We start from the raw sequence: 26,019 nt of genomic DNA, 5'->3' as shown, positions 1-26,019 counted from the left end.
AGATTCGACAGCCTGACACACCCCGCCAACCCATGAAGCGATTCCGATTCAGCCTGGAAGCCGTCGCCACCATACGACACCACGAGGAAGATCAGGCCCGGCAGAGGTTTGCCGAAGCCACCCGAGCCCACCGCGCAGGGGTGGATAGATTGGAGAAAACCCAGCAGGAACTCGCCGCGACCATGGAGGAACGCCGAGCGTCTACGGCCCGAAGCGCCACCGACCACCGGCAGTTGCAGGAGTGGCAAAACACCCTCCAGCAACGAGTTGAACGGCAGACGGAGGAACTCAAACCACTGGCCAAAGCGGTGCAACAGGCCAACCAGGACCTGATGCTCGCACGCCAGCGCCATGAAGCCGTCGAGAAAATACGCAGCCAGCGCATGTCGCGTCACGAGCAGGAAGGGCTCAAGGCAGAGCAAAAAATCCTCGACGATCTTGCGAACCGGGAAACGCTGGCCCAAGGCCTGCTGAAGGAGGATCGAGTATGAAGTTTTTGCAGTCCGGATGGATGATCTGCTTGATTGGGTGTGCCACCTACCTAGGGTGCACGCTTGCCTTCATCAACCCCAAGAAGATTGTCCCGGCCCAGGCCAAGGAGCACGCCGACCCCGACGAACACAAGCCGGTACCGGTACTGACCGGGCCGTCCTGGGAGTTCAACAATCCGGAAGTGGATCAGATCATCGCCGAACTACGGGCGGAAAAGATGAGCCTCGCCGACAAGGCGAAGATGCTGAACGAGATGTCCAACCGACTGAAAGCGGAGCAGAAGGAGCTGATGATCGCGACCCAAGCGGTGCATCGCCTTCAGATGGAGTTCGACCGCACCGTCACGCGGGTTCGCGAGGAGGAAACCGCCAACCTGAAGCGGCTGGCCAAGCTGTACGCCACCATGACACCGGAGGGTGCTGCCGCCGTTTTCGAGTACCTCGACGACGAGCAGCTGATCAAGATTCTGGTCAACATGAAGGAAACCGAAACGGCTCCCATTCTGGAACTCTTGTCTAAACGAAGCCCAGAGCTCGCCAAACGAGTGGCGTCTCTCTCTGAACGGTTAAGGCTGGTGCTGTATCGTCCGGCCGCCGGTGGAAGATAGAGAGCAGACCACCCACCTGCCGAAACGGGTCGCAACTCAATCACTTTCGAGATATCCATGGCTCACGTCTCCAAATCTACCACTCCCCCCGCATCCGCGAACCATCTGTTCGCCACGGTGGCCGAGACCTCGATTCCAGCCACAGCCGCCTCGGGCCCAAACCGCTCCCAGGCGAAGCCCGATCCCAGTGCGTCATCAGTGAACTTCGAACAGACGATCTCCGAGGCCGTCAACAAAGCGTCCTCGAGGCCCGGCGACAAAGTTCCCTCCGGCATCGCAACCACCGCCAAGGGGACCGCCGAGCCGTCCCAGCAGAATCGAGCAAGCGACCACGGAAGTCCCAAGGCCGAGGGAGGTGCATCGTCCTCAAACAAACCGCTTGCCTCCGCCGCTGCGGCTGAGCCTGGAGAAGACGAGACACCTGAACCCGGGCTGCAGCCACCGACACCACTGGTCGGCTTGATTGCAACCAGCTCGGCTACTGCAGCGGGCGGTGAGTTCGAGGAGGAAAGCCAAGGATCGGAGCCTGCCCCAACCCAAACCAAGGCGGAGACCAACCCAGGCCCCACCTCCGACCTGACTCTCTACCTAGCCGCCAGCTCGCTCACCTCCGCCGCCCCAGCTCCGGTCCCCATCCCGTCGGGCTCCACGGGCTCGGCCGAATCTGATCTCAGCGTCAGCTCTGCCACCTCCCCAGCGGGAACACGACTCGATGGTCCGACATCAACAACCGACCAGGTCGGGTGGGCAAACTCTTCCGCGCCTACCAACGCGACCAGGCAAAATGAAGCCAGCGCCGCCCCGAATCGGCCGATCTTACCTAGTGCCCCAAACCATCCCGGAACTCCGGCTGAAGCCCTTCCCGTCCCCGAGCAACAGCTGGTGGCAACACTTTCAGAACCCGTTGAGATGGAAGGCAAAAGCCTGACTCCAACGAAGGCGGAAGTGACTCAATCTCTCCGCCAAACCGACCCCCAGGCTACGCCGGGAGACTCCAGTGGGGCCGTCCCCCACCGCTCTCAGCCTAGCTCAACTCCGCCCCCTGCAGCCGGTGCGGGCAACGCCGGAACCGGAGAGGAACTGCTCACCCGACTCCAGATCACGGCTCGTGGCACATCCGTTGCTAACGAGGGGGAAGTCATGAAGACGTACCACTCTGCCGTCACGACCGCCCCTCGGTCGGAGACGAGGATCAGTCTCGAGAGACCGGCCGGCTTAACACCGGGCGGAGAGATGAGCATTTCCTCGATGGTGGCTCAAGCGCCCCAACTTGAGACGGACCTGAACCAGTCGCAAGACTCCGAGGCGGACGCCGATCGGGAGGATCATTGGAGAGCCTCAATGGATCGCACCTCGGCCGCCACCCGATCGACAGCCGGCATCCCTACAGAAGGCGTCGAGGAACTAGCGCGCCCCACCGATCTTCAGTCCATCGAGGTGCTGCGCAACGAGATCCTGACCCGGGTGGTCGAGTTTGGAGACGAGAATCCCACTTCCATGACCGTGGTGCTCCGACCGGACCAGGGGACGGAACTTACAGTCCATCTGAAGAGCAACGACGGCCGAATCGAAGTCCAAGTGCGGGTCGAGAAGGGTGATGACCGAGCCTATCGCTCGTCTTGGGACTCCCTCCAACAGTCTCTTTCTCAGCGTGGAGTCAGCCTCGCAGGGTTGGAATCAGCCGCCACTCCTACCCTGACCCGAGCGACCACTGCGATCGACCTGCGCAACGATGCCGGAGGCTTGGGAGCGAACCTGCGAGCCATCGAAGCCACCGTCGCGGCTGCCGGCTCATCAAATTTACCATCGGGATCCGATCAACGGGAATCCGCTTCCCGAGACTCACGCACGCCGACCAGCGATGCCGGCTGGGAATCCGGCGAGGGCTCAAGAGGAAGGGAGCAGACGTTTTCCTTCGAGGATCGAAACTTGGGAGACGAAGGACGGCCCGGCACCCAACCGCCCATTTGGATCAACCCTTCCCGACGCGGACCACTGTTGACGGCCGAGGGAGCCAATCCTTCCACTCTGGTTCCAGCCGGAGCCGACACCACCACCTCCGCTCCCTGGGAATCCTGGGCATAACCGATCCAGGCACCACCGCGAGTCACACACTTTATGGCCACCAGCCCCATCACCGCCACCAACAGCATTTACACCCCTACGGAGTCCAATCCGCGCGTGCCGGAAAAAACGATGGGGCAGGATGACTTTCTAAAACTTTTGGTCACCCAGTTTACCAACCAGGATCCGATGAGTCCCATGAAGGACACGGAGTACATCGCGCAGATGGCTCAGTTCACCTCCCTGGAACAAACCAAAGCGATGAGCTCCGAGATCGCCAAGCTGCGAGCGGACAGCCAGCTCACTCAAAGCAACTCTCTCATCGGCAGAACCGTCGAGCTTCAACCCGACCCCTCGAATCAGGATATCCGTCTGATCGGCACCGTCAGTGCCGTGACGATCACCGCAGGGACGCCGCAAATCGTAGTCAACAACACGCCGTATGATCTGAGCACCGTTCTCAGCATCCGGCCCACCGCAGCTCAATAAGTCCCTAAACTAAGTTCGTATGCTTCGTTCACTCAATTCAGGCGTCAGCGGGATGATTTTGTTTCAGCAGCGCATGGACGTCATTGGAAACAACATCGCCAATGTCAACACCACCGGCTTCAAGTCCGCTCGCATGGACTTCGCCGATGCGTTCAGCCAGACCTACCGCGGTGCGGTGGTCGGCACCGGCACAGCCAGTAACACCGATCCCATCCAGGTCGGCACGGGCGTAACCTCCACCGCCATCAAGAACCAGTTCACCCAGGGGGCCATCACGCGAACCGGTCCGCAAACCGACCTGGCCATCTCCGGGGATGGCTTCTTCATGGTCGAGGATCCGGTCTCAGGCTCGGCCTTTGCCACCCGGGCGGGCGACTTCCGGCTCGACCAAAATTATCGGCTCGTCACCAACGGCGGCTTCCGCGTGCAAGGGTTCAGTGACTCCGCGCTGAGCACCGAGGGCGATATCGTCATCGATGGCACGGGCCGTCCCTCTACGGCCGACCCGCTGGCCACCGTCTCGTCCTACTCGATCGGACGAGATGGGAAAGTGTCCGTGCGACTCTCCGACGGAAGCGAATTCGTCCGCGGACAGATTCTCATGCAGCGCTTCAGCGACCCCAACGCGCTCACCAAACAGGGCAACAACCTTTACTCGAGTCTGCTGGCCGCAGGGCCGCTGACCAGCGGCACCGCACCCAGCGGTGCCAGCTCCCCGGGAACCAATGGCCTCGGGGTCATCGAATCGGGAGCGCTCGAGCTCTCCAACGTCGACCTGGCCAACGAATTCTCCGGAATGATTGTCGCCCAGCGCGCGTTTCAGGCCAACGCGCGAATCATCACGACCAGCGATGAGATGCTTCAGGAGCTGGTGAATCTGAAACGGTAATCTCGATCCCAACCCGAACTGAACTGACCTATGTCCGAAGCAAAAGCTCCCGCCCCGGTACCGGCCGCCCCCAGTGGGGGTGGCGGTGGCATCAAGGCCCTGCTGCCCTTGATTCTTACTGTTGTCCTGATGCCGGTCCTGGCCTACGTCATGACCGCCTTTGTGCTGGTCCCCAAACTCCAACAAGCCACGGTTCAGGCCCGCGCCGGCGGAGAACATGGCGAGCATGGGGAAGGTGAAAATGCGGAGGGCGAGCATGGGGAAGAAGCAGCCAAGGACGATGGCCATGGCGAGAAAAAGGATGATGGGCACGGTGCCAAAAAGGACGATGGGCATGGGGAGAAGAAGGATGATGGGCATGGGGCCAAAAAGGACGACGGCCATGGCAAAAGCAGCGGCAGCGGCAAGCCCACTGTCCAGTTCGGCAAAGTGCTGGTCAATGTAGCCGGGTCGCTCGGCGCTCGATATCTGCTCACCAACTTCACTCTGGTCGGCGCCAATGCGGGCGTGGTCAGCAAGGTCGAGTCGAACAAGGACCAGCTGATGGACATGACCATCAGCACCCTGAGAACCAAAACCATCCAAGATCTGGAAAAGCCAGGCGCGGCCAACCTTATCCGAACCGAGCTGATCTCGGTATTCAACGGCGTGCTCGGGCCGGGCTCCATCAAGGAGATCTATTTCACTGAATTCGCCATCCAATAGAACGAGCGCGAACTCATCCTCGATGCAGCAATGACGACAACGAAACCATCATCATGTCAAACCCGGACCAGCCGATAGTCACCTTGTGAGCGGCGAAGCGTCAGTTCTATCCCAGTCAGACGTCGAGCGTCTGCTATCCCAGGTTCAGGAGGAACAGGGGAAAGCCGATGTCTTGACGAGCGACGGCCGGCGTCAGCAGCGCTCTCAGGACTCCATCCAACCCTACGACTTCCGACAGCCAGCGTTCCTCTCGGCGCGCGAGCTTAGGAAGCTTCGGCTGTGGCACGAGGAGTTTATCCGCTCCCTCGCCTCGCGACTCTCAACCTACCTGCGCCTCGAGGTCGGGGTTCAAATGGCCAAGCTCCAGACCATCACCTACCAGAAGTTCCTGGAGATACTTCCCAACCCGACCTACATCACTCTGTTCAAAGCCGACCCGATGCGCGGGGTCTGCGTGCTCGAGCTCCCGCTGAAGCTGGGGCTCACCATCGTGGATCGCCTGCTCGGGGGCTCCGCCATGAATGTCTCCGGACAGCGGGACATGACCGAAATTGAGGTCGCATTGCTTGATCAGGCTCTCCAGATCATGCTGGCCGAATGGTGCAACCACTGGAACTACGAGCAGGAGATCCGGCCTGTGTTGCTCGGTCATGAGACCAACGGAAGGTTTCTGCAAACGGCCGCGAGCGACACCGTGATGCTCCACCTGAGCATCGAGGCGCACATCGGCGACTGTGTGGAGCCGATTCAGCTGGGCTTCCCCTACTACACCCTCGAGCCGCTGGTTCTCCGCATGAACAAGCTGCTCGACCTCAACGCGCAGGACGCCGAGAGCGGAAAATCCCCGGAGATGCGCTGGCACAGCCGTTTGGACGAGGTGGTCATACCCGTCACCGCCGAATGGCTGGGCAACCGAATGAGCATTCGCGAGCTGTCCAATCTCAAACCCGGCGACACCATCCCTCTGTCGCCGGAATGCGAGCAGCATGTAACGGTGCGGCTGGCCAACATTCGAAAATTTGAGGGATCCCTGGGCACCATGGATCGTCAGTGGGCCATTCAAGTGAAACAAGTCTTACCGAGCTAGCGATAACCGAAAGCAAGTCATGAGCGATATCCCGCCCAACATCGAGGTGGTCATGGACGTTCCAGTGGAGATCTCCGTGGAACTGGGTTCATGTCGCATGCCGATGCGCGAAGTGCTGCAAATCGCCGCCGGCTCCGTCATCCAACTCGACAAGGTCGCCGATGAACCGGTGGACATCTTCGTGAACCGAAAGCTCATTGCCAAAGGCGAAGTGGTGGTCGTCGAAGACCGATTCGGAATCAAAATCACTGAGATATTCTCCAAATGAACCCCTGCAGCACCCTCCGGGTGCTCCGATCCAGGGTGCTGTTGTTTTGGCCCTTTTGTGGAGCCCCCCTTACCAGCCTCTCCCACCCCGCCTTAACGGCGGTGGCTCTGCTCTGTGGCTGTCCGCTCCTCGGGCAGGCCGCCGATCTTTCTTCCCCGCCTCCCCCCCCGCCCCTGCCCGATCTCGGCTCGTCGGTGATCCGGCTCGCTGGGGCGCTGCTCTTCGTAGTCGCACTGTTCCTCTGCGGCGCCTGGGGACTGCGGCGTTGGCAACAGGCCCAACTCACCCGGGCTCCCGGCCCCCGGCTCGCGGTCATCGATGTGCAATCCCTCGGTCCTCGGCAGACGCTCTACGTCATCGGCTATGAGCGTCAGCGCTTTTTGATAGGCTCCTCAACCTCCGGATTGTCCCTCATCACGCATCTTCCCGAAGGAGATTCGGAGGCGGCTGCTCCACCTCCGAGCGTGAGCTTCGCAACGGCGTTTCAACAGGTGATCCACCGCAAAGCCTCATGATTGGATCGCCGCACATCAAGGGTCTCAGCCAGCCGCGGCCTCGAACGATGTTGAGACGGATCAGCGTCGCGATGCCGGTGCTCCTGACTTTCTTCCTGCTCCTTTTGGCGGGTGGTTACGCGGCGGCGCAGAGCACCGCCGGGGGCCTGCCCCCCATCAACATCAACATCGGAAGCCCAGGCCAGGAACTCCCCCGAGGAGACACCGCTGTTCAGATCCTGTTCCTCATCACGATGCTGTCGTTGGCGCCGTCCATCCTGCTGCTCATGACCTGCTTCACGCGGATCGTGATCGTGCTCGCCTTCGTCCGCACCGCGCTCACGCTACCGACCGCTCCAGCCAACCAGATCATCGTCGGCCTTTCCCTCTTCATCACCTTCTTTGTCATGGCTCCGGTCTGGGAACGCATTGATCGAGAAGCCCTGAAACCTTACCAAGCTCAGGCTATCACCGGCGAGCAGGCGCTCGAGACAGCATCGAAGCATCTGCGTACCTTCATGCTGCGCCAGACACGCCCCAAGGATGTGGACCTGTTTATCGCACTGGCCCGGCTCGGCCCCACCGCCGCCGAGAACCTGCCGCTGCGAGTGGTCATCCCCAGCTTCATCATCAGCGAGCTGCGCACGGCCTTCCAAATGGGATTCCTGCTCTTCATTCCGTTCATCCTCATCGACCTGGTGGTGGCCACCGTGCTGATGAGCATGGGCATGATGATGATGCCGCCCAACACGCTTTCGCTGCCGTTGAAGATCCTGCTCTTCGTACTGGTCGACGGCTGGAGCCTGATCGTCCGCTCACTCGTCCAAAGCTTCGGAACCTGAACCCTCTAGGGATTCCGCGGAACCAACTTCGCGCCATAATCTCCCATCGGGATCCAAAAACCTCGTTCCAGATCACCGTCTCCCCGAGAGATATCCCCCCACCAGCATAGTGGCTCCGAGTTCTGTCCCACCACCTTCAGAGCCAGAGGGTTGGACGCATCGATCAGCCGAACGGTTTGATCCAACGACACGAGCAGCCGATCTCGCTGGGTCAGGCTCTGAACGACGGCCGGAAGCTCAAGTGATCCAACACGCTCCCATCGGCCGGTCATGGCAAGCTGCCAGGTCTCCAATCGGCCGACCGCTGCATTGTTCGCCTGCACTTCCGCCCGAGCCACGAAAACCGCCTCTCCCGACACCAAGATCGGAAGATTCCAGTGGAGATCCAGCGGGATCGAATCGACCCGATGAGCCGACACGCCATCGTAAGCCAGAGCTGTCAGTTGGTTGGCTCCCGTCGGAACGGACGCTGGGTCGAGCAGCTCATCGCGAGTGTAGAGTAGCTGCCCTTGTCGGGAGATGCCCTGCAGGGCCCCGGGCAGGCTTACAGGGTCGCGCACGACCGGTTGCCGCGCGTCCGCGAAGTCGACTACGTCCATGAAATGCTTCTGCCGCCAGCGGACCACCGGATAAGGGAAGCCCGGATCGCGGATCACCGCGGCACCCGGCTCAAGTCCGCCCGGCTTGGTCGGAACCAAAGGATCTTCCACAACGTCGGATTCCTGATGGCCAAAGTAGACCAACGAACCCGCCGCATGAGCGGCAGTCGCTGACCACCAGTTGTCCCGAGCTGGATGCGTCACGGAGCGAACCGTGGGAGAGACGGGACGAGTTACGTCGAGTGCCACTAAGGAGGGTTTGGCCACCGACCCCCAGCCCCAATAAGGCAGAGCCACATCGGCTGCGATGGCACCAGGAAACACCCCGATGGGATTCCAATACCCTCGTCCGCTCACCCCCCGGGTATACCAAACCAGCAGCTCCTCGCTGAGCCATAGCGGCTGCCAGTCTGAACCTGAGGACTCAGGCAGCACAGCGGCAGTCTGTCCCAACACCCGGGGATGCAGCGGATCGCGCACATCAATGGTGGTGAAAACCGCTCGAGAACGAGTATCGTCCGCCGACGCCGCGCCATCCGCCACGGCGGCAAGCGGGTAGATACCCCACCCCCAACTGGCGAACGGAGCCTGGGCAAGGTGCAAGACATCGCCGCGCAGTGTGGCTCCCACAATCGGCAGGTTGGTGAGCGTCAGGGTGGCCAAGGCTCGATCGGCTTCACTGGCTCGCGCGGTCCTCAACTGAGTGAGGGTCTGGGAACCCCACCAGCGCGCTTGATCGCTGAGCTCCAGCAGGTATTCGCCCTTCACAATCAAACGATCGACCGACCAGCCGAGATCCAATGCCTGCTTCACTTCGGGCTGGTCTCGATTGGAAGCCTCGACCACCAGAAGCTCACGCGAGGAGATGGAGTAGATCCGGTCCCGATGCAACGTCGCTCGCCGCGGCTCCATCGATCGAACAATCTGTCCGCGAGCTTTCAAACTCTCCGGGGACAAATCGATCAGCTGAACGCGAGAGGAATATCCCCCGGAGGTGTCCCCGCTGTAAGGAACTAGAATCAAACCCTCGTCCGGGAGGATGGAGACGGCCTTCTCATTCCAGAGACTCTCGCTCCAGGAGTAACTTTCACCGAGCAGCACGCGGCTCAATAGGCTGGGCTTGGCCGGATTCGCGACATCGAACAGGGACACCGCAACTCGATTGGTCTCCGTGCCCACCGTCACCAGACGATCGCCCAGCGGCTGGATAAAGGTGGAGAACCCCGGCACCAGCAGCTCGGACACAATCCTCGGGCTGGCCGGATTGGAAAGATCCACAATGAAGAGCGGATCAATGCGCAGGAAAGTAACGATGTAAGCCTTGTCGCCGTCGAAACGCGTGGCGAACAGAGACTCGCGCTCCGCCAGCTTAAGGTCGCCTTCTTTGCGCAGGCTGATCGGGCCGTCAGATCGGGGATCCGCGAGGTAGAATGTTTCGAGGCGCGTGCGACGCTGGTCCGAGACCTCCTCGGAGATGCAGGTAAAGCGGGTGCCCTGATAGTCGAGTTTGAATTTGTCGCGGATGATGCCGGCGGGGCGGACGGTGACGTATTCGGCCAGCTCGCCTGAGGGTGAGGTGATGTCCACGCTGTGAATTACCGAGCGACTCCAATCGCCCGGCTCTTGATTCACCACGAAGAACAAACGATCCGTAGCCGCCACCACGCTGTTGTAACCCGGATACCAAAGGGTCCCGACCGCACGTGGAGCCGATGGCTTGGAGAGGTCGAAGGAATGCAGCCGAGTTCCATAGGTATACACAGTCTGCCCGCGATCCTGGGAGGTCTGATACGTTTGGGCAGCCACATAGAGCGCCGTACCGACGATCCGGCTCTCCCCAAGATAACCATCCAAGGCCAGGCGAGCGATGACCTTGGGCTGGGGTTCCTTGGTGGATACCAAAAGGATCTGGCTTTGCTGGCTGCCAAAGTAACAGTTGGCCTGCACCAACAGGACAACCACTTGATCATCGATGAGATACATCTGCTCTCCGGCAGCAGGCAAAGCCAAAGTGCCTCGCAAGCTCGGCTCGTCCGGATTCTCAATGTCGATTACCTGCAGCCCGCGTAACGCGTTGAAAAAATAAATCCGATTGCCGTCCACGCGCCAGATGTCGGATTCAGCGACGGTGCGAGGGGCGCTTCCACCACCTCCCGCTCCAGCATTGGGAGCGGTGGTATCCTCGACCATCCCCGTCGTATTACCGGGATACAGCGTGGAGCTACCCGAGCCGGTTAATGCCCCCGGGAAATCATTGGTTCCCTGGAAGAAGCTCTCGGGAAGATCCTCGGCATCGAGAGCGGTCACTCGCATTAACTCGATGTCCTGCCGGTTGGGCAATGTAAAGCGCGCCAGCCCTCCGTTGCCGTCCAGCCGAGCGATGGCCCGGGGCGTCCACGCGCCGCCGGCCAACCGGGTTCGGGATTCGAGTCGGACCATCCGCAAACCTGCCGGCACCTGCACCTCCACCACCACGTTCGACCCGGATTGGCGCAACGCGGAAATCGATGGCATCTCAGCGGCGGGGAGAACCATGCACGAGACCAGGCAAAGCAGTAAGGCCGTGAAGAAGCGGAAGACGACACGCCCTGAAATGTACAGAGTTTTCATATTTGGATCGTTTGTTCCGGGCGAGAACATAAAAAGTAGACTACCCCCAAGCCAGCCTGTCAAGGGCGGAGGGAGGACGGGTGAGGTAGGGCGAGATTCCATTCGAGCCCAGATAGGCCCCTGACACCGAACGAAGTAAGTGCTGCGTCGTGGAGAGCGGGAGGGGAAACGATCGCCGACCGGCCCTCAGGGAGTTGCCCCTTCGTTTTCGTCATCCTGGGGCAGTCATGGGCTCGACGAGACCAGAACTGTAAACTCAATCGGATCGATCTTCGATCAAGTCTCTCCCTAACTCGTCAAACCTGAATCTTCCTCCCCCCCCCTCGCATCCACGGTTGCACAGTACCGGCAGAGTGTCCTAATGTCGCCGCTCTCGATGAAATCAAAGAATCAAGCACCGGTCCGCGTGGGCCTGATCTCACTGGGTTGCGCCAAAAACCTGGTGGACGCTGAGATCATGTTGGGCGCCTTGCTCAAGAGCGGGGTGGAAATCACCAATGATCCTGGGAAGGCCGATGCCTTGATCGTGAACACCTGCTCGTTCATCGATTCAGCCCAGGAGGAGAGCGTCGATGCCATCCTCGAATCCGCCGCCGAACGCGACCGTGATCGGCCGCAACAAGGCCTGATCGTCTCCGGCTGCATGCCCCAGCGGTTTCGGGAAGAGCTGCCCAAACTATTGCCCGAAGTCGATGCCTTCATGGGGATCGACCAGGTGGAAAATGTGTCGGAGCTCGTCCGCCAGGCGGTTGAACAACGACGCGAGAAACTGGACAACCAAGCAGCCGGCGCCAAATCTCGCGCCGGCTCCCGCAAAAAACAGATCAGCGCCCGCTTGGAAGAGCTGGATCGCAAAGCCGGCCCCGATCATCATCACGGCCACACCGAAGATCACGCGCCCCCCGGCTCGGCCGGCAGGACCCGCACAGTGCTCGAGCCAGCACCGGCCGCCGCGCCCGGCGCGGCGATCATGGATGTCCACGTCCGACCGACCTACATTCCCGACTACGCCACGCCGCGATTTCGGCTGACTCCCAAGCATTTCGCGTATGTCAAAATCGCCGAGGGATGCAACCATCCCTGCAGCTTCTGCATTATCCCACGCATGCGGGGATCGCACCGCAGCCGTGTCCAGTCGGACATCGTCAAGGAAGCGAAGCAACTCCTGGCAGAAGGAGTCAAAGAGCTGAACCTCATCTCGCAGGATTCCACGTATTACGGGTTGGACCTGCGCCCCGGCCACAGTCGGGCCATCTCCTCTCCCGAGAAGTTCACCGCCGCGACTCGCTCCCTCAGGACAGACTCCACGACCCTCGGCAGCCTCCTGCGCGAACTCAACGCCCTCCCGGGCGATTTTTGGATCCGCCTGCTCTATACCCATCCGGCCCACTGGACGGATGAGCTGATCCAAACCATCGCGGAGTGTGCTAAGGTGGCCCGCTACATCGACATGCCGCTGCAGCACATCCACGACGTGATGCTCGAGCGGATGCGGCGCGAAACCTCGCGCGCCTATATTGAGGAGCTGATCACCCGCATTCGAGCGGGCATCCCGGGCGTTACCCTGCGCACAACGTTCATCGTGGGATTCCCCGGCGAGACCGATGCCTATTTCAAGTCCCTGCTGGGCTTCATCCGCGACACCCGATTCGAGCGCCTGGGAGTTTTCACCTATTCGAAGGAGGAAGGCACGCGCGCCGGCAAGATGGAGCAGCAGGTCACCGAGCGCGTGAAGGCGAAACGCCGGGAGGCGGCGATGGCAGAGCAGCACCTGGTGGCCCGTTCGGTCAGCGAGAGTTTTGTCGGTCGCACCCTAAAAGTCTTGATCGAAGGCCAGGCCAGCGCCCGCGATCTCAAGAAAGCGAATGTCAGTTCCTGGGAACATGGGCTCATTCGCGAACAGGATGCCGACCTCAAACAGCTCAAAGGTGATTACTGGATCGGCCGCGGTGAAGCCGACGCACCCGACATCGATGGACGCATCTACATCCGGGGTAATGTCAACCCCGGACGGTTCGCCCAGATCAAGATCATCGGCCACACGGACTATGATCTGATCGGCCAAGCCGTGCAGCGCGGGAACGGGTCATGAATCTTCCCAACCAGCTTACGGTTTCAAGGTTCGTCCTGACCGGCGCCTTTCTGGCAGCGATGTTTATTACCTTTCCGTACAACAAGACCGTCGCTTTGGTTTTCTTCGTGATGGCAAGCATCACCGATTGGCTGGATGGCGCGCTGGCCCGAAAGTACCAGCTCATCACGAATTTTGGCATCCTCATGGACCCGTTAGCCGACAAAATTCTTACCTGTTCGGCCTTCATTGCGTTTGTGGGTAGCGGCTATCTACCCGCCTGGATGGTGGTGGTGATCGTCGCCCGCGAACTCGCGATCACCGGTTTACGCCTTCTGGCGGCTTCGAAGAACCTCGTGTTGGCCGCCGAACGCTTCGGCAAACACAAGACGATCTCCCAGATCGTCGCCATTATCGCGATCCTCGTGCTGGTGAGCTATGAGCAGTGGGGGAGCGTGGGGCGCGCGGTCTTTGGTTTCCCCATCCTCGGAATACCTTGGGTAGCCGGCTTTGCGGCGATCGCCAAATGGACAGCCGTCGGACTGACGCTCTTCTCGGGGGTGGTTTACCTCTGGAGGAACCGAGGGCTGTATCTACAGGATGTCTGATCCCGTGAACCACGCGGAACGCGCCATTGTCTGGGTGGCTCAGGGTTTCGGCATCGGTCGGATCCCGAAGGCTCCCGGCACTTGGGGCTCGTTGCTCGGCATCGCTTGGACGGGGTTGCTTCTCCTTCCGCAGAGCTTCCCGGCTTACCTGCTGGGATCCGCGTGTGGAGTCCTCCTCTCGGTCTGGCTCTGCGGTCGTGCGGAACGGATCCTCCAACAGCACGATCCTGGATCAATCGTGCTCGACGAAATCATTGCCCTCCCGTTCTGTTTTCTCCCCTGGGTCGGGTGGAATCTAAAAGGTGTAGGATCTGTCCCATCGCCAATAGAGCTGCTTAGCCACTGGAACGGCGGCCTGTGCCTCGCCGGCTTTGCGTTGTTCCGCCTCTTCGATATCTGGAAGCCTTGGCCGGTGCGCCAGAGCCAACGGTTCGATGGAGGACTGGGTGTCACCCTGGATGATGTGCTAGCCTCCGGCTACGCAGCCCTCGTGCTCACTGGTTTGCTGTGGTGGAGCCGCTGAGCGTTGAGGAGAATAAGGGGTTTCCTACTCTGGCGGGAGCGCCCTCTGGATCGCGGTGGCACGACCTCATCTTTGCTTCGAAAATTGGGGACTAGACAAGTTGTAGGGGATCCTCACTTGTTCGCGTGAGCTCCTGCTGCCGAAGCCGAGAACCCGTAGGGTTCAAAGAGAATAGCCGGGGCGTGGAGCGCAGCGACACCCCCAGTCTCTCGGCCCCCAAATAAACAGCACCCTGAAAGGCGTGCCACCACTCGTCCAATGGACTGACAAACTAATTAGGTTCCTCGAAGCGGTTGACGCAAGTCTCAGAAGCCAGTGGCATCGCTGCGCGATGCTCCTTATTTTTAACAGTTCCGGGGGTGCGAGCACCCCCGGCTAAATCTCTTGGAACCCTGCGGGTTCGGGCCTTGCCGACAAAGTGAGAAACGCCGTCGTTGCCCAACTCGTCTAGTCCCCATTTTTGGAAGTAAAAATGAGGGCACGACACCGCTGTTCCTTGGCGCTACGCCATTGCCTTCAACACCTGCATTTACCAGTGACACCCTCAGTTACTCCGTCGCGTGGAGGAAAAGCGGAGACATGTCTCCGCGCTCCACAACGCCACCCCACTACCCATGACATTGAAGAGCACGACTTGTCCATCTCGCCGCACGCAGTGCCTTCTAGCCGCAAACACCGCTGGCGCGATGGCATGATATTTCTCCACCTCAAAACCGCCGGCCATCGCGCCAGCGGTGTTTGCGGCTAGGCCAGCACACCCTTAACCAACTCCCCATGGATGTCGGTCAGCCGGTAGTCACGTCCTTGAAACCGATAGGTGAGCCGAGTGTGATCCACGCCCAGGCAATGTAGGATGGTCGTATTGAGGTCGTGAATGTGCACCGGGTCGCGAACCACGTTGTAGCAGTAGTCATCAGTCTCCCCGAAGACCGTTCCCGCCTTCACACCGCCTCCCGCCATCCAGACGGAGTAGCAACGGCCATGATGATCGCGGCCGTAGTCGGTCTTCTCGATCTTTCCCTGGCTGTACACCGTCCGACCAAACTCGCCTCCCCATACGACTAGCGTGTCATCAAGCAGGCCGCGCTGTTTCAGATCCTTCACCAAGGCAGCACTCGGCTGATCGGTGTCCTTGCATTGCTCACGGATGCGTCGCGGTAAGCTGCCATGCTGATCCCACCCACGATGATAGAGCTGGATAAATCGCACTCCCCGCTCGGCCATGCGACGCGCCTGCAAACAATTATAGGCGAAGGAACCGGGCTTCTTCACGTCGGGACCGTAAAGATCCAATGTCGACTGCGATTCCTTCGAAACGTCCGTTAGCTCAGGAACGGAGGTCTGCATCCGATACGCCATCTCGTACTGAGCGATGCGGGTGTTGATCTCCGGATCGGCATAGTCCTCAAACTGCTTCTGGTTCAACCGCGACAAACCGTCAAGCATCCGCCGCCGGGTGGTGGCATCGACCCCCGGGGGGTTGGACAGATAGAACACGGGATCCGCCATTCCACGAAACTGCACCCCCTGGTGCTCCGACGGGAGAAAACCGGAACTCCACAGCCGGGTGTAGAGCGGCTGGTCACTCTCCTTTCCGCTGGAGATCATCACAATGAAAGCCGGGAGGTTCTGGTTCGCCGCGCCCAAGCCATAACTGAGCCACGCGCCCATGCAAGGCCGCCCCGGCTGCTGAAATCCGGTCTGGATATAGGTGATGGCCGGATCGTGGTTGATCGCTTCGGTATTAACGGTCCGGATCAGGGCCATGTCGTCAATCACACTCGCGGTATGTGGGATCAGCTCGCTCAGCCAGGTGCCATTTTTCCCATGCTGCTGGAACTTGAACATGGAGGCGACGACGGGGAAGCCGCTTTGCCCGCTGGTCATCGTCGTCAAACGCTGGCCCATGCGAACCGAGCTGGGCAGCTCCTGTTGATGGTACTTTTCCAAGATCGGCTTGTAGTCGAACAGGTCGATTTGGGACGGGCCACCCGCCATAAACAGGTAGATGACTCGCTTGGCTTTAGGGGCATGATGCAGCACCGAAAGCGGATAGGCCGGAGCAGGCGCAGCAGGCGTGGATGCCATGGCGGAGCCACGATTGAGCAGCGATCCGAGCGCGGCAACACCGATCCCGGTTGAGGTGCGGCCGAAGAACTGGCGTCGGTTCTGCAGCAGGGCGTGTTCAGTCCAGGGATTCATAAGCAGCTCGAATTAGATTTTGGTCACCGTTTCGTCCAGGTTGAGGATCATGCTGGCCACCGTTGCCCACGCCGCCAGGTCGGCGGTTGACGCATTCGAGGTGGGGTGATACTCACCCACGCTCAGGAGTTTTTGAGCCGATTCCGCGTCCTGGCTGTAGTGCGCACGCTGTTCGCTGAGCACCTGATTCAGGACACCCAGTTCGTCAGCGCTCGGTTTGCGTGCCGTGGCCAACCGGAAGGCATAAGTCAATCGATCGGCATCCGAGGCACCGCCTTCGCGCAGAACTCGGTCGGCGAAAGCGCGCGAGGCTTCCACAAACTGAGGGTCGTTCAGCAGCGCCAACGCCTGCAAGGGAGTGTTGGTTCGGGGACGACGAACGACGCAGTATTCCCGGGTTGGGGCGTCGAACAGCAGCATGTTCGGAGGCGGACTCTGGCGCTTCCAATGGGTGTACAGGCTCCGGCGGTATTGCGCCAACCCCGCATCCTGAATGTACTTCTGGGAGTTGTTGAACGACACGGCTTCCCACAGGCCGGGTGGCTCATAAGGCCGCACGCTGCGACCGCCCAACTCACCCTGCAACAACCCGCCAATGAACAAGGCCGAGTCCCGCACCACTTCTCCATCCACCCGGAACCGAGGGCCGCGCGAGACCAGACGATTCTCAGGATCGCGAGCCCGAAGCTCCGGGCTCTGCTTTGAGCTCTGCCGATAAGCGGCGGACAGCACAATCATGCGTTGCATCCGCTTGATGTCCCATCCCGACCCAATGAACTCCGCCGCCAGCCAATCCAGGAGTTCTGGGTGAGACGGTGGCTCCCCCTGGACCCCCATATCATCGGAGGTTTTGACCAGGCCCACACCAAAATACTGCTGCCAATAACGATTCACCGTGACCCGGGAGGTCAACGGGTGCGTGGGAAGCATCAGCCACTTCGCCAATCCCAGACGGTTCGTGGGCGCGTCCGACGGGAACGCCGGAAAGATGGACGGAACACCCCGCGTGACTTTATCGCCGAGCTTGTCGTATTCCCCGCGCATGAGCAGGAACGTGTCGCGCATCTTCTCCTCATCCTCCTTCGCCACCATCGTCGTGGGGATGCTGCGATTCAGCCCTGCCTCCTCTTCACGCCATAGCGCGATTTGGTTCTCCTCCTTCCGCCATTCGGGCGAACTCACGCGCCTAAAGTAGCGCTGAAGGCGAGCGTTCTGTTCGGCGTTGAACTGGTCCAATCCCGCGAACAGGACCGCCAAATCCGACGGCAGAACCGATCGATCCAACGGATTCATCTCGAAGCTGAAGCGGCTGTCACCCTGCACATTCACCGTCTTGATCAGCAAGGTATTCTCCCCCTTCTTGAGCTGGAGGACGAGCTTGAGCGGCCCCTCCCCTGCCCTCTCACTTTGACGACGCTCTCCCACCAGTTGCTGGTTCAGCCAGACTCGAAACACATCATCCGCGCGCACCGAGACAGCCACCTGCTGATCCATCGGCACCACCAGTTTGCGAGAAAGGTAGTAGACGCCATGAACCCCGTGCAGGCTGCTGACGAGGACATGGGATTTACCGTCCTCCAGATCCCCACGCGCCGACCACTTAACATCCTCCCGCGCACCTGCGAACGTCTTCTTCAGATCCAAGTCGATCGCCTGTTCTGGTTCTAAAACCTTGGAGAGCGTTTCCTCCACAGCCCCAGCCTTCAGAGCGCCCAGCACGTGCCAGGGTGCCGGCTTGGCGGGAGCCAACGCAGTGACGAGGGCTTCGTCCCGTGCGAGCGCCAATCGAAACTTCCCGATCGCGCGCCGATTCACCGATGCCTCCGACTTCAACCGAACCCGCAACTCCCCGCGACCAGGCACGGTCAGCGCTTCGCTCAGAAGGAACAGGGCTGTGTGGCGCTCAACCATTGGCTGATCGGTAGGCTGCCATCCCGTCTCCGCCTTTCCATCGATGGCTTTCTCGACCTCACGATCCTTGATCGCAGCATCGGCGATCGCTCGGGCAAATTTGATCGGTTTCACCGTCGCCTCCTTCCCGTCGACACCCGGCAGCACCCACTCCGCTTCAATCTCCGAGAGCCGGAACTTGCCATCGTCGGCACGCGAGCTGCCCTTCTGTGGCAGGGAGTCATCCGGCAAAGTCTCCAGGCGCAATCCCGCCAGCACGCCGGGCTCCAACGGAAAGGTCAGCCGATACGTGTCTTTCGGCGGGTTGGGGCCGCTCACCAAAATGGTGCGATCGGGTCCAACCCGGAACTGAGCATTGCTCGAGGATTGAAATCCCGTGGGTTCAATCACCGTCCACTGCTGGCCCAGACGTCGAGACCATTCCTTTTTCCACTCGACTTCCTCCCGATCCAACTCGGGCAAAGGCGCCAGGATGGCTTTCTCACCCTCGGCTATCGATTTTCTGAGGTCCTCCAAGCGGGCCGTTTGTTCCGCCGTGGGGACTTGAATGGAGGGCTCCGGATTGGGAGCGTTTCCATCCATGACCGACTCCTTCAAGTTGTTGAAGAATGAGGCCAGCCCATAGTATTCCTTTTGCGAGACCAGGTCGTATTTGTGGGAATGGCATCGAGCGCAGACCAAAGTGAGCCCCAGCCAGGCTGTGCCCAGCGTCTCAGTTCGATCGAAGGAATACTTCGCCTGATACTCCTCCACTATGGCTCCGCCCTCTCCCGTGCTCATGTTGCAGCGGACATAGCCGGAGGCCACCTTCTGGTCCAGGGTCGGATTCGGCAATAGATCGCCGGCCAGCTGCTCAATGGTGAACTGGTCGAAAGGCAGGTTGCGATTATAGGCCGACACCACCCAGTCTCGATACTTCCAAACATTCCGTTCTGCATCGATATGATATCCATGCGAATCCGCGTAACGCGCTGCATCCAGCCAATACTTCGCCATGTGCTCGCCGTAGGCCGGCGATTGGAGCAAACGATCCACTAACCGCTCAAATGCCTGATCGCTGGAGTCCGCCACGAAAGCATCGACCTCTGCTGGGCTGGGAGGTAGGCCGGTCAAATCCAGGGTCACTCGCCGGATCAGGGTGATTTTGTCGGCGGGAACCGACGGCTTAAGCCCCTCTTTCTCCAGGCGAGCCAGAACGAACCGATCGATCTCGTTCCGCACCCAGTCCTGCTGCTGCACCGCAGGCGGCACGGGACGCTTGACCGGATCGTAGGCCCAGTGTGTCACCCAGGTGGCACCCTCCTTGATCCAACGTTGCAGCAGGTCCTTCTGAGCGGTGGTCAGGGTCTTGCCAGTCTTGGTCGGTGGCATGATGTCATCCGGATCCGACGTCAGCAGGCGCTTCACGAACTCGCTCTCCTCAACGTTTCCGGGAATGATTGCCCGCTGGCCCGATTTCCCAGCCTTGAGCGCATCCTCGTGGCGATCCAATCGCAAGCCGCCCTTGCGCGCCTTCTCGTCGGGGCCATGGCAATTCAAGCAGTGGTCGGAGAGAATCGGACGGATCTGCCGAGCGAAATCAATGCTCCCCGCCGGTTTAGTCTCCGCCCCGGCCAAGCTCGTGGCCACCAAGACCAAGACACCGGATGTCAGACGTCGAAGTAGGCTTGTTCGGTTCATCACTCGCCAAAGGTAAAGGGTTTCTTGCGTCATACTTCCGACTGCTTTCACACTCAAGATATTCGCGAGGGGGCCGGGGCAACACTTCACCAGAACTGCAAAAGAATCACCCCTTCTTGGCCGCAAACCCTAGCAGAATCTACCGCCGCCAAGATGGTACGACTGTTGTGAGGTGCGGAAGCTTTGGGAGCGGGGACACTTTACCCAAGCGGCTCACACGGATCTGAACAGGGACTTGCTAGAGCCGGGCCGACTGACGCTGCTGCTCTTCTCATGGAGGGGAGCTAGCTTTGATCCTTCGGTTCTCACTGATTTAGTGCTCCTCCGCGTTCTCCGCGTCTCCGCGACAAAAGATCCCTCCCCTGACTCGGAAGGACTGCCGGAATCTCTCGCGGAGGCGCGGAGAGGAAGGAGTTCATGGAGAGCCTGTCGGACTTGTGATGTCTCCCAAATGGCTGGTAATCCGGGCACCATGCGATAACGTCCCAACCATGATGACCATGGACAGATCATCCAAGATCTTCGTCGCAGGCCACCGGGGACTGGTGGGTAGCGCGATTTATCGGGAACTCCAGAAGCAAGGATACGCCGGCGTCTTCGGGCGCACGCGGGCGGAGGTGGACCTTCTCGATGGCGCAGCCGTGAAGGCCCTCTACGCGAGCGAGAAGCCAGAGTTCGTCATCATCGCCGCCGCCAAGGTAGGGGGCATTCACGCCAACGATACTCAGCCGGCGGACTTCCTCTATCAAAACCTGCAGATCCAGAACAACCTGATACAGGGAGCCTACGCCGCGAAGGTCCGGAAGCTGCTTTTCCTGGGCAGCTCCTGTGTTTATCCCAAGCACTCGCCGCAACCGATGAAGGAGGAGCATCTGCTCACCGGCCCCCTCGAGCCAACTAATCAGTGGTATGCCGTCGCCAAGATCGCCGGGATCAAGATGTGCCAGGCCTACCGACGCCAGCATGGCTGCGACTTCATCAGCGCCATGCCCACCAACATGTATGGGCCGAACGACAACTACGACCTCAACACGTCTCATGTGCTTCCCGCGCTCATCCGGAAGTTCCACGAAGCCAAGCAGCGCCGAGAGGAAACCGTCTCTTGCTGGGGAACCGGGTCGCCGCTGCGGGAGTTTCTCTACGCCGACGATCTGGCCCGCGGCTGCATCCATCTCATGCAGCACTACAGCGAAGAGCAGTTTATCAACATCGGGAGCGGCAGCGAGGTTAGCATCAAGAAGCTGTCGGAAACGGTAGCCCGGATCGTGGGCTTCGAGGGAAGGATCGTGTGGGATACCACCAAGCCCGACGGCACCCCACGCAAGCTCATGGACAGTTCGCGCCTTTTCGCCCTCGGTTGGAAGCCCACCATTCCACTCGATCAAGGGATCCGATTAGCCTACGAAGACTTCTTAAGCAAGCACGCCTAGCCCCCGCTGTTACTGGCGTTTCTCACCTGGGTGGCAGGACCCGAACCCACAGGGTTCAAAGAGAATAGCCGGGGGTGCCGGCACCCCCGGAACCGTTGAAAGTTACGGAGCATCGCGCAGCGATGCCACCGCTTTCTGAGGCTTGCATACCCCTACTCAAGGATCCTGATCGTGGGTCGGCTTACTCCCCGACGGGTGGCACGCCTTCCAGGGTGCTGTAAAACTGGGAACGGGCAGACCGGGGGATGTCGCTGTGCTCCACGCCCCGGCTTATCTCTTTGAACCCTGCGGGTTCTCCACCGCGGATCCAGGAACTCAGCCGACGAAGCACGGCGTTGCCCGACTTGTTTCGTCCCCATTTTGGAGGTAAAGATGAGGGCACGACACCGCTGCTCCTTCACGCAAGCACTCCCCTCAGATACTTCGTCCGCAACTAAGGCTTGTCGCCCCCGTTGTCGAGTCGCGAGACTTCTTCCACCCCATGGCGCTAAACAAAACAGCCTCTCCTGGCTAACCAGGAGAGGCTGTTCGTGAAAGATGCAGGGCGAAGCTTAGGACTTCGTGTAGTAGTTCGTCGTGTATTCCTGAACCATGCGCCAGGTGTTATACTTGGGCACCAAAGTCACCATCGCTCGGCGGATCTTCTTAATCCACTCGCGAGGAATCCCGTCAGCATCCCGATTGTAGAAGCACGGAATTACCTGTTCGGTGAGGGCCGAGAACAAGTTCTCGCTGTCCAGTCGATCTTGCTCCTCGATGCTGGAGGGATGCGAATCATCGCCGATGGCGAAGCCGTTGGTCCCATCATAGCCCTCGCGCCACCATCCATCGAGGATACTGAGATTCAAGCAGCCATGCACCGAGGTCTTCTGACCGCTGGTTCCGGAGGCTTCGAGCGGACGGCGCGGGTTGTTCAGCCAGACATCACAGCCCGAGACCATTTGCCGCGCCACATGCACATCATAGTTCTCGATGAAGAAGAGAGATCCCTTGAGATCACTGTACTTGCTGAGGTGGATGATGTGCTGAATGAATCGCTTGCCATCGTCGTCGCGCGGATGAGCCTTGCCGGCGAACACGAACTGGATCGGTCGAGCCTGATCATGACACAGCCGAACGATCTTCTCGAATTGTTGGAAGATCAGCGGGGCGCGCTTGTAGGTGGCGAAACGACGGGCAAATCCAATGGTCAGCGCATCGGGGTTCATCAAATGATCAAAGATGATGAAAGACCCCTGCGAGAAGCTTTGGCCCTGAAGCAGCAGGCGACGTCGCGAAAACTCGATCAGCTCGCGGCGAAGCCGGAAGCGTAGCGCCCAGATCTCCTCGTCGGAGATGAACGAGGGATCCGCCATGTTGGCCCAGAACTCCGTGGAGTTGATGACCGATTCCCAGTTGCGGCCCGTATTGCTGTTCCAGAACCGGGTCGTCTCCGTCTCACCGGAGGTGTTCCAGTCCTTGCTGAGCTTGCGGCGCCAGAAGCGTCGGACGGGTCCCTTCATCCAGCCGAGCAAATGGATCCCATTGGTGATGTGTCCGATGGGCACCTCGGCAACCTGCTTGTTCGGATAGAGACATTGCCACATCTCGCGGCTCACCTGGCCGTGCAACTCGCTCACGCCGTTCGCCGCGCGGGAGCACTTGAGCGCAAGCACCGTCATGCAGAAGGGTTCAGAGGTATTGCCCGCTGTCACCCGCCCCAGGTCCATCAGTTGGTCGTGAGAGATGCGCAGCTGGCTGCAAAACTTGCTGGCGGCATAGTTGACAAGATCGCTGCTGAACCGATCGTGGCCGGCCTCGACCGGAGTGTGCGTCGTGAAGAGGCATTCCTCCTTGGTGCGCGCGAACGCGTCGGCAAAGGACTTGCCCTTGGCCACCTTCTCGCGAGTCAGCTCCAGCGTGAGGAAAGCCGCGTGACCTTCGTTCATATGAAACACCGAGGGATGGTGTCCCAGAGCGCGAAGCAGGCGAACGCCCCCGACGCCTAGCAGGATCTCCTGCATGATGCGGGTGGTGCTGTCGCCGCCATAAACCCGGAGGGTCAGGTCGCGATAGTGCTGCTCGTTCTCCGGCCGATTGGTATCCAGCAGATAGACCGGATTACGGCCGACATTGACTCGCCACGCTTGGAAATAGACTTCATTGAGAGCGATGCGAATCTTGCAAACGAGCGGTTGTCCCCGGGCGTCGAGGACGGGCTCCATGGGCAGGTTCTCGGGATGTAACAACGTGTAATACTCGGTTTGCCAGTTCTCCTGGTTCACCGCCTGCTGGAAGTAGCCCTCGCGATAAAAGAGGCTGATGCCGACGAACGGCAGCCCTAGATCGCTGGCCGACTTGGCGTGATCGCCCGCCAGAATGCCCAGACCGCCGGCGGCAATGGGCAAGGTCTCATGGAAACCAAATTCAGCGCTAAAGTAAGCAACGGGACGGTCCTTGAGCTGCGGCGCGCTCTTGGCTGCCCAGGTTTCCTTCTCGTCCATGTAGAGCTTGAAGGTGGACAGCACCCGCCGAACGCGGTCCGCGAAGTCGGCGTCCTGAAGACGGACCTTCAGTTCGTACTCCGAGACTTCGTGGAGAACCGCGACGGCATTATGGTAGAGGTTTTGCCAGCCGCGGGGTGACAGTTCCTGGAAGAGTTCCTGAGCCTCTTGATTCCAAGTCCACCAAAGGTTGCGGGCGAGCTTGTTGAGGCCGGAGACCAGTTCGTTCAACTCAGTTTTCGAGAGAGGCTTTGTCGTCATAAAAATTCAGCAGACTCTGATGAAAAACATTTTCCGTGCCCAAACCGGAGCCGGCCGTAGTCTTCCCCTCCTAGCCCAGCAAATACAAAGAGAATTGGGCCACAATTTGCGACAATTGCCTTCGTAGAGTATCTGGAAAGACGGCAAAAGCTGCCTCCACAGCGATCACGTCGGCAATAAATTGCCAGGGCCAGCTTTGCCCCCTTGAATCGAGAAGAGTGCTCCTCGGCCGCGCGAAATTCGGTCTGGAAGTCTCCTGATCTGCGACCTAGATTTCGAACGTATGAATAAATCCCTGCAGCAAGGATTCCTGCCCTCGGAGGAAGTCCCAAGCTTCATTGGCGGCAAGGCCCGTTTCCAGGCCCGCGGCCGGTGTTCGCTGCTGCTTCTGCTAATGATGTTGGCGATCCAGTCGGGTAGGTCATTCGGAGCCGATATTTCGTTCCGCAACGAGGTCCAGCGCTCCTTGGATCAGGGATTGGCCTGGCTGCAAGCTCAGCAGAATAGCAATGGCTGGTGGTCAACCCCGGATCATCCGGCGGTCACAGCTCTGGCGCTTACCGCGTTTGCCGGGGAGCCCACCGGTCGCTTCAAGAAACCAACGCCGGAACTGAGCAAGGGATACGCGTTTCTGACCCAATCGGCCAAGCCGGACGGAGGCATCTATACCCGCGAACTGACCAGCTACAACACTTCCTTGTCGATGATGGCACTGCTGACCGCACCAGGGGGGGACTACGACTCCATCCTAACGCGAGCGAGAGGATATCTGGTCGGCTTGCAGGACGATCGCGGCCGCCTCGGCCAGCTCGACACCCCTTTCGATGGAGGCATTGGCTATGGCGGGATCCAGAAGGATCCAGACGTCAACAATACCTACACGGCGCTCCAGGCGCTGTATCACAGTCGTCACCTGATCCAAGACCGAGGGGGTAAGGCTGACAAGGACCTCAACTGGGCGGCCGCGATCCACTTTCTGGAGAAGTGCCAGAACCTACCGGATCGGAATCGGGAGGCCTATGTGTCCGCCTACCCGCAAGACCGGGGAGGTTTTATCTACCATCCCGGCCGTAGCATGGCTGGCGGAGAAACGAATGCGACCACTGGCAAGATCGCGCTGCGCTCCTACGGGAGCATCAGCTACGCCGGTTTGCTGAGTTACATCTACGCCGATCTCAAGAAGGAGGATCCTCGCGTGGTGGCCGTGATGGAGTGGCTGCGTTCGAATTACACTCTCGAGGAAAATCCCGGAATGGGGCAGCAAGGCCTTTACTACTATCTGCACCTGCTCACCAAAGGCCTGACTGCGGCGGGTGTCGACGAGTTGGTGTTGAAGGACGGGCGTCGCGTCGCGTGGAGAAAAGAAGTAGCGATGCGTTTGATGACCTTGCAGCAGCGGGACGGCTCCTGGATCAATTCCAGCCCCCGGTGGTGGGAGAAGGATTCCAATCTCGTGACCGCCTATTCGGTCCTAGCTCTCGAAACGATCTGGCGCGGGCTCTAGGACAGATTGACTCGGCCGACCTTTCGAAATCTGACCGAATCCATCGAGAGCTGCGCCTACAGACAGGGGAAGCATGGAAGGAAAGGGGGCGTGTTCTTGCGAAAGCTGGGCAACTCATCCAGTAACCAGATTCAAGTAGTGTCGCGTACGCAACACTACTTGAGAGGATGTGCAGGGGAGAATTGGTGTCAGTTCAACTC

General features: G+C 59.9%; 19 protein-coding genes. 15 read left to right on the top strand and 4 right to left on the bottom strand.

The genetic code is table 11. The features are described 5' to 3' along the window. The first annotated feature begins 32 nt into the window (after window positions 1-32). From fliJ to fliP, 10 genes are all read left to right on the top strand, one after another. On the top strand, window positions 33-491 hold the full coding sequence (gene fliJ, locus JNN07_05745) for a flagellar export protein FliJ (protein MBL9167223.1): 459 nt from the start codon (window positions 33-35) through the stop codon (window positions 489-491). Further along, window positions 488-1,099 (top strand): hypothetical protein, encoded by a 612-nt coding sequence (locus JNN07_05740; GenBank protein ID MBL9167222.1) that lies wholly within the window; start codon window positions 488-490, stop codon window positions 1,097-1,099. The genes fliJ and JNN07_05740 overlap by 4 nt, the downstream gene beginning before the upstream one ends. Before the next feature lie 57 nt (window positions 1,100-1,156). Then, window positions 1,157-3,184 carry a hypothetical protein gene (locus tag JNN07_05735; protein ID MBL9167221.1) on the top strand — a complete coding sequence of 676 codons (2,028 nt, stop codon included), beginning with the start codon at window positions 1,157-1,159 and terminating at the stop codon, window positions 3,182-3,184. Window positions 3,185-3,217: 33 nt separating this feature from the next. Then, window positions 3,218-3,652 carry a hypothetical protein gene (locus JNN07_05730; protein MBL9167220.1) on the top strand — a complete coding sequence of 145 codons (435 nt, stop codon included), beginning with the start codon at window positions 3,218-3,220 and terminating at the stop codon, window positions 3,650-3,652. Between the two features lie 19 nt (window positions 3,653-3,671). Continuing rightward, window positions 3,672-4,541, top strand: a complete 870-nt coding sequence (locus tag JNN07_05725) for a flagellar hook-basal body complex protein (protein ID MBL9167219.1) — start codon at window positions 3,672-3,674, stop codon at window positions 4,539-4,541. 30 nt (window positions 4,542-4,571) lie between these two features. Next, window positions 4,572-5,246, top strand: coding sequence for a flagellar basal body-associated FliL family protein (locus tag JNN07_05720; GenBank protein MBL9167218.1), 675 nt, complete (start codon window positions 4,572-4,574; stop codon window positions 5,244-5,246). Window positions 5,247-5,331: 85 nt separating this feature from the next. Further along, window positions 5,332-6,333, top strand: a complete 1,002-nt coding sequence (locus JNN07_05715) for a FliM/FliN family flagellar motor switch protein (protein ID MBL9167217.1) — start codon at window positions 5,332-5,334, stop codon at window positions 6,331-6,333. A 19-nt stretch (window positions 6,334-6,352) separates the two neighbouring features. Beyond that, window positions 6,353-6,601, top strand: coding sequence for a flagellar motor switch protein FliN (gene fliN, locus JNN07_05710; protein MBL9167216.1), 249 nt, complete (start codon window positions 6,353-6,355; stop codon window positions 6,599-6,601). Next, window positions 6,598-7,116 (top strand): flagellar biosynthetic protein FliO, encoded by a 519-nt coding sequence (locus JNN07_05705; GenBank protein MBL9167215.1) that lies wholly within the window; start codon window positions 6,598-6,600, stop codon window positions 7,114-7,116. The genes fliN and JNN07_05705 overlap by 4 nt, the downstream gene beginning before the upstream one ends. After that, entirely contained in the window at window positions 7,113-7,937 is an 825-nt protein-coding gene (fliP, locus tag JNN07_05700) for a flagellar type III secretion system pore protein FliP (GenBank protein ID MBL9167214.1), read from the top strand. The genes JNN07_05705 and fliP overlap by 4 nt, the downstream gene beginning before the upstream one ends. Window positions 7,938-7,942: 5 nt before the next feature. Here the strand turns inward: fliP and JNN07_05695 are convergent, their stop codons facing one another. After that, window positions 7,943-11,146, bottom strand: a complete 3,204-nt coding sequence (locus JNN07_05695) for a beta-propeller domain-containing protein (protein ID MBL9167213.1) — start codon at window positions 11,144-11,146, stop codon at window positions 7,943-7,945. 376 nt (window positions 11,147-11,522) lie between these two features. Between JNN07_05695 and rimO the strand changes: the two genes are divergently transcribed. From rimO to JNN07_05680, 3 genes are read left to right on the top strand one after another with little or no spacing between them, the layout of a single operon-like run. Beyond that, on the top strand, window positions 11,523-13,238 hold the full coding sequence (rimO, locus tag JNN07_05690; GenBank protein ID MBL9167212.1) for a 30S ribosomal protein S12 methylthiotransferase RimO: 1,716 nt from the start codon (window positions 11,523-11,525) through the stop codon (window positions 13,236-13,238). Next, window positions 13,235-13,825, top strand: a complete 591-nt coding sequence (gene pgsA, locus JNN07_05685) for a CDP-diacylglycerol--glycerol-3-phosphate 3-phosphatidyltransferase (protein ID MBL9167211.1) — start codon at window positions 13,235-13,237, stop codon at window positions 13,823-13,825. The genes rimO and pgsA overlap by 4 nt, the downstream gene beginning before the upstream one ends. Further along, complete coding sequence (locus JNN07_05680) at window positions 13,818-14,348, top strand: phosphatidylglycerophosphatase A (GenBank protein MBL9167210.1); 531 nt, start codon at window positions 13,818-13,820, stop codon at window positions 14,346-14,348. The genes pgsA and JNN07_05680 overlap by 8 nt, the downstream gene beginning before the upstream one ends. A gap of 744 nt (window positions 14,349-15,092) precedes the next feature. Here JNN07_05680 and JNN07_05675 read toward each other — a convergent pair. Both JNN07_05675 and JNN07_05670 read right to left on the bottom strand, forming a co-directional pair. Then, window positions 15,093-16,550, bottom strand: coding sequence for a DUF1501 domain-containing protein (locus JNN07_05675; GenBank protein MBL9167209.1), 1,458 nt, complete (start codon window positions 16,548-16,550; stop codon window positions 15,093-15,095). Window positions 16,551-16,562: 12 nt separating this feature from the next. After that, window positions 16,563-20,174 (bottom strand): PSD1 domain-containing protein, encoded by a 3,612-nt coding sequence (locus JNN07_05670; protein MBL9167208.1) that lies wholly within the window; start codon window positions 20,172-20,174, stop codon window positions 16,563-16,565. Between the two features lie 467 nt (window positions 20,175-20,641). Here JNN07_05670 and JNN07_05665 point away from each other — a divergent pair, with 467 nt between their 5' ends. Beyond that, window positions 20,642-21,571 (top strand): GDP-L-fucose synthase, encoded by a 930-nt coding sequence (locus JNN07_05665; GenBank protein MBL9167207.1) that lies wholly within the window; start codon window positions 20,642-20,644, stop codon window positions 21,569-21,571. A 551-nt stretch (window positions 21,572-22,122) separates the two neighbouring features. Here JNN07_05665 and glgP read toward each other — a convergent pair. Beyond that, on the bottom strand, window positions 22,123-24,315 hold the full coding sequence (gene glgP / locus JNN07_05660; GenBank protein MBL9167206.1) for an alpha-glucan family phosphorylase: 2,193 nt from the start codon (window positions 24,313-24,315) through the stop codon (window positions 22,123-22,125). A 283-nt stretch (window positions 24,316-24,598) separates the two neighbouring features. Here glgP and JNN07_05655 point away from each other — a divergent pair, with 283 nt between their 5' ends. Beyond that, window positions 24,599-25,819 carry a terpene cyclase/mutase family protein gene (locus tag JNN07_05655; protein MBL9167205.1) on the top strand — a complete coding sequence of 407 codons (1,221 nt, stop codon included), beginning with the start codon at window positions 24,599-24,601 and terminating at the stop codon, window positions 25,817-25,819. The last annotated feature ends 200 nt before the right edge of the window (window positions 25,820-26,019 follow it).

The organism is Verrucomicrobiales bacterium, assembly GCA_016793885.1.
Taxonomy (GTDB): domain Bacteria; phylum Verrucomicrobiota; class Verrucomicrobiia; order Limisphaerales; family UBA11320; genus UBA11320.
Note: the sequence above shows the minus strand (reverse complement) of the source record. Positions and strands in the feature narration are given on the sequence as shown.

Excerpts from the sequence above, each read along its gene's own strand:
- JNN07_05675 (MBL9167209.1), bottom strand. The coding sequence starts at position 16,550 with ATGAATCCCTGGACTGAACACGCCCTGCTGCAGAACCGACGCCAGTTC.
- JNN07_05665 (MBL9167207.1), top strand. The coding sequence starts at position 20,642 with ATGGACAGATCATCCAAGATCTTCGTCGCAGGCCACCGGGGACTGGTG.
- fliN (MBL9167216.1), top strand. The coding sequence starts at position 6,353 with ATGAGCGATATCCCGCCCAACATCGAGGTGGTCATGGACGTTCCAGTG.
- JNN07_05680 (MBL9167210.1), top strand. The coding sequence starts at position 13,818 with ATGTCTGATCCCGTGAACCACGCGGAACGCGCCATTGTCTGGGTGGCT.
- fliP (MBL9167214.1), top strand. The coding sequence starts at position 7,113 with ATGATTGGATCGCCGCACATCAAGGGTCTCAGCCAGCCGCGGCCTCGA.
- JNN07_05720 (MBL9167218.1), top strand. The coding sequence starts at position 4,572 with ATGTCCGAAGCAAAAGCTCCCGCCCCGGTACCGGCCGCCCCCAGTGGG.
- JNN07_05655 (MBL9167205.1), top strand. The coding sequence starts at position 24,599 with ATGAATAAATCCCTGCAGCAAGGATTCCTGCCCTCGGAGGAAGTCCCA.
- fliJ (MBL9167223.1), top strand. The coding sequence starts at position 33 with ATGAAGCGATTCCGATTCAGCCTGGAAGCCGTCGCCACCATACGACAC.
- JNN07_05735 (MBL9167221.1), top strand. The coding sequence starts at position 1,157 with ATGGCTCACGTCTCCAAATCTACCACTCCCCCCGCATCCGCGAACCAT.
- JNN07_05670 (MBL9167208.1), bottom strand. The coding sequence starts at position 20,174 with ATGACGCAAGAAACCCTTTACCTTTGGCGAGTGATGAACCGAACAAGC.
- rimO (MBL9167212.1), top strand. The coding sequence starts at position 11,523 with ATGAAATCAAAGAATCAAGCACCGGTCCGCGTGGGCCTGATCTCACTG.
- JNN07_05740 (MBL9167222.1), top strand. The coding sequence starts at position 488 with ATGAAGTTTTTGCAGTCCGGATGGATGATCTGCTTGATTGGGTGTGCC.
- JNN07_05695 (MBL9167213.1), bottom strand. The coding sequence starts at position 11,146 with ATGAAAACTCTGTACATTTCAGGGCGTGTCGTCTTCCGCTTCTTCACG.
- glgP (MBL9167206.1), bottom strand. The coding sequence starts at position 24,315 with ATGACGACAAAGCCTCTCTCGAAAACTGAGTTGAACGAACTGGTCTCC.
- pgsA (MBL9167211.1), top strand. The coding sequence starts at position 13,235 with ATGAATCTTCCCAACCAGCTTACGGTTTCAAGGTTCGTCCTGACCGGC.
- JNN07_05730 (MBL9167220.1), top strand. The coding sequence starts at position 3,218 with ATGGCCACCAGCCCCATCACCGCCACCAACAGCATTTACACCCCTACG.
- JNN07_05725 (MBL9167219.1), top strand. The coding sequence starts at position 3,672 with ATGCTTCGTTCACTCAATTCAGGCGTCAGCGGGATGATTTTGTTTCAG.
- JNN07_05705 (MBL9167215.1), top strand. The coding sequence starts at position 6,598 with ATGAACCCCTGCAGCACCCTCCGGGTGCTCCGATCCAGGGTGCTGTTG.